This is a genomic window from Spirochaetota bacterium (assembly GCA_035477215.1).
Taxonomy (GTDB): Bacteria; Spirochaetota; UBA4802; order UBA4802; family UBA5368; genus MVZN01.
In genome coordinates, this window is sequence record DATIKU010000004.1 from 1 (window position 1) to 3,733 (window position 3,733).

General features: G+C 58.4%; 4 protein-coding genes. 2 read left to right on the plus strand and 2 right to left on the minus strand.

What is annotated here, in order from left to right:
* Window positions 1-805 (minus strand): lysophospholipase (locus VLM75_00760; protein ID HSV95442.1); only part of this gene is annotated, 805 nt, incomplete at its 3' end.
* A gap of 154 nt (window positions 806-959) precedes the next feature.
* Window positions 960-2,957: a cation:proton antiporter gene (locus VLM75_00765; GenBank protein HSV95443.1), complete on the minus strand. Its 1,998-nt coding sequence runs from the start codon at window positions 2,955-2,957 to the stop codon at window positions 960-962.
* Between the two features lie 149 nt (window positions 2,958-3,106).
* Between VLM75_00765 and VLM75_00770 the strand changes: the two genes are divergently transcribed.
* Both VLM75_00770 and VLM75_00775 read left to right on the plus strand, forming a co-directional pair.
* Complete coding sequence (locus tag VLM75_00770; protein ID HSV95444.1) at window positions 3,107-3,352, plus strand: potassium channel family protein; 246 nt, start codon at window positions 3,107-3,109, stop codon at window positions 3,350-3,352.
* A complete protein-coding gene (locus VLM75_00775; protein ID HSV95445.1) occupies window positions 3,322-3,660 on the plus strand; it encodes a TrkA C-terminal domain-containing protein in 339 nt (112 codons plus the stop codon). Before VLM75_00770 ends, VLM75_00775 begins: the two co-directional genes overlap by 31 nt.
* Window positions 3,661-3,733: the final 73 nt, after the last annotated feature.

The window sequence follows — 3,733 nt, forward strand, 5'->3', positions numbered from 1 at the left end:
CTTTGCTCCGTTCGGAGGGGGTCTCGTTCATGGTTTCATGATACAGGCCGGCGAAAATGTGGAGCGTTTTATCCTTCGCAAGCGCATCCGCATAAACCTTTTCACTGCCGCGGTAATCGACCATCTTGTCCGCCTTGCCGTGAATAACGAGGAGGGGCATCCTGAGCTCGGAGGCGCGCCGCAGGCATTCCTCCTCCGTGGCGGTGAACTCGGCGTACCAGCGGGACGTCACCCTGTCGTGCACCAGCGGATCGTTAACATAGGCGTCCACCGTCGCGCGATCGTGCGACAGGTCGCCGGCGTCGAGCTCGTTCGACATGGCGAGTGTCGGGATATAGCGCGAGAAGAACATTCCCATCTTTTTCTTCCATTCGGGGACCCTGACGGCGGGCACCAGCCCCGCGGAGGAGAGCACAAGCGCCTTCATGTCGCCCGGATGCGTCAGCGCATACTTCATGGCGATGAGCCCGCCCAGGCTGTGCCCCAGGAGCACCAGGGGAAGCCCGGGGTATTCATCCTTTATCTGGGTGATAAAGACCTTCATGTCCTGAACATACTCCATGAAGGAATCGACGTGGCCGCGGTTACCGCCCGAACGGCCGTGTCCCCGGTGATCGAGCGCGTAAAAGCTCACACCGCCGCCCCGCATCCTCTCGATGAGATTATCATAACGGCCGGAATGCTCGCCCAGGCCGTGTGAGAGAACGACGATCCCCTTCGGCTTCTCGGCCATCCATGTCTGAAAAAATATTTCCATCCCGCCCTTGCCGATAAACGTCCCAGTCCCGTGTTTGTATCCCTTCATCTCAATCCCCCTCCGGATTTCCTGTCATGTAAATCGCCGTGCATCCGCCGGACACGCGGTCAGGCAGGCGGCATGATCGCGCACTCGAGCACTCGTCGCGGAATGAAATCTCCATACAGCAAAGCCTGTGAAAAATCAAACACTTTCCGCCGGCCTATTCCCCGGGATTAAGCAGCTCGGCCATCGCCGCCACCCTGTCGGGAGTCCCGAACGCGATGAGAATGTCACCGGCGAGAATGCGCGTATCGCCGTCGGGATTCGAAAGCACCTCCGCCTCCCTTCGCACGGCGACGACCGCCACCTCGTGGGCCTTCCTCATATTGATTTCGGCGAGCGTCTTTCCGGCCAGCGCCGAGGCCGCCGAAACGCGCAGCGCGGACACCTCTTCGCCGGCCAGGTAACACGAAAGATCACCGCACGATCGGGACGTACCCCGCAGCCCCCGCAACAGCTCGTAGCCGCCGGAACGGATCTCCGCCGCGAAGCGTCGTATTTCGTCGAGAGGGACCAGGTACCTGTTCAGGACGCGGGTGAAAATCTCGACCGATGTTTCGAACTCCTCCGGGATCACCTCGTCGGCGCCGAGGTCGTAGAGCGGCTGCACCTCCTGGAGATAGCGTGTTCGCGCGATGATGTACACATCCGGGTTCGCCTTGCGCGCCACGGCCGCGACCTGCCGCGTCGTCGCCGGATCGGCGATCGCGATGACAAGCACCCTCGCGGCGGCGATGCCCGCGTACTCCAGCACCGCCTCCTGGTCGGCGCTTCCGAAGACGATATGCTCGCCCCGTTCCTGCTCGCTGCGGACCGTGTCGGGATTCATCTCGATTATGAGATACGGGATGGCGGCGATCGAGGCCGCGCGCGCCACGTTCCTGCCGTTGATTCCGTAACCCACGATGATGATGTGACCCGTTTTTTCCCGGAAGGATCCCGGAGGCTCAATCCCGGAAAGGCTGAACAGTCCCGCGCGCAACCTGTCCGGGAGCGGCATACGATTGATAAATTTCGTGATGCGTGTCGAAGCGCCCATAAGGAAGGGCGCGAGTATCATACTGATGACGGTCACCGCAAGAAAGAACTGGCTTATCTCATCCGAAAGCAGCCCCGAGGAGGACCCTGCCCGAATCAGCACAAAAGAAAACTCACCGATGTTGGAGAGCGCGAATCCCGTCAATATGCCGGTGTGGAGGGGCAGTCCGATGAGGATGCATGCTATCACGATAATAATCACTTTTAACGCAACGACACCGATTGCCAGCGAGCTTATGCTCAGGGGATGCTGAAGGAAATAACCGACGTCCAGCAGCATTCCCACGGAGATGAAGAAGAAGCCGGTAAACACATCACGAAATGGCAGGATGGACCCGAGCGCCTGGTGGCTGTACTCCGACTCTGAAATGATAAGCCCCGCGAGAAAAGCCCCGAGGGCGAGCGACAGATCCACCCTGCTGGTAAGCCAGGCGATGGCACCGCAAAGTCCCAGAACACTCAACAGAAAAAGCTCGCGATTTCGGGTACGAGTGACCTGGTACAGGACGGCGGGGACGAACCAGCGCGCGCCGAGCAGCACGAAGGCGATAATGGCCAGAGATTTCAGGAAAAAAATGCCGAGATGAAGACCGGCGTTCTCTTCCACCCCCATCAGGAGAGGGATGGACAACACCATCGGTACCGACATGATATCCTGGAACAGGGAAATCGCCAGGGACGAGCTTCCCGCGGGACCGTCCATCAACCCGCGTTCCTGTAAAATCTTCATCGCTATCGCGGTCGAACTCATGGAGATGACAAAGCCCGCGAACAGGGATTCGGCCCTGCCCACACCGGCGGAAACCGCGACGAGATATACCGCGAGTGTGGTGAGAAATACCTGGAGCGAGCCGCCGACAAGGACCGTTCGACGGGCACGAAGAAGCTTCTTAAGCGAAAACTCAAGACCGATGGTGAACAGGAGCAGAACTACGCCCACCTCGGCGATTATCTCGACCTCATGACTGTAGGAAATCACTCCGAGGAGATAGGGTCCCGCCAGTATTCCCGTAAACAGCAGCCCCACTATCGTCGGAATGTGGAGGCGGAGGCACAGGTACAGCATCACCATGGCGAGCACGATAATGATGACGATTCCAGCCAGCAGGGAAAATGTCATCCTCCAACAAACCTCCGCGTTATCGACTGTCGACATTTAACCGGATATTGGTAAAATTTACAATTACTATCCCATTAATTTCATTCAATAAAACCGACGTAACGTAAAACGTTTGGCATACTCGCCATCATCGCCCCGTTACTCCCGCCATGGACTTCAAGCGCCTGCTTACCAGCACCCTGCTTCGCGCCTGCACGCCGGCCTTCGGAACCTTCGGCTATCACATCGTCGAAGGAATGACATTTTTCGACTCGTTCTACATGACCATCATCACGATCAGCACGGTCGGCTTTGCGCAGATCAATCCCCTCGCCACCCCCGGTCGCTCGAGGAGCTCGAGTGCGACAGGGTGCGCTATCTCGCCATGGACGCAACCAACGAGGACGCGCTTCTGAAGGCCGGCATCATGCAGGCGCGCGGCATCGTTCCCACGGTCGTCGACTTCGCCGGCATCGCACTCATGGACCGCCACCCGCGGCTCTTGATGGAGGAATACCGAATCGCCGACGAATCGCCGCCTGCCGGGAAAACCCCCGTCAAGAGCAACCTGCGAAGGGATTACGGCGTCGTCATCGTGGCGATCGGGAAGACGGGCGGAGAGATGATCTTCAATCCGATGTCCCGGGAGAAGATCGACGAAAACGGTATCCTGGTGATGCCGGGGAAGAAAGACGACCTGGAGCGCATGGATAGCGAGTTGTAATTATTTGGTTGAGCTTTTAAAAACCCTGGAAATTTCCTTTATCAGCACGTCGAGTTTGAAGGGCTTGGGAAGG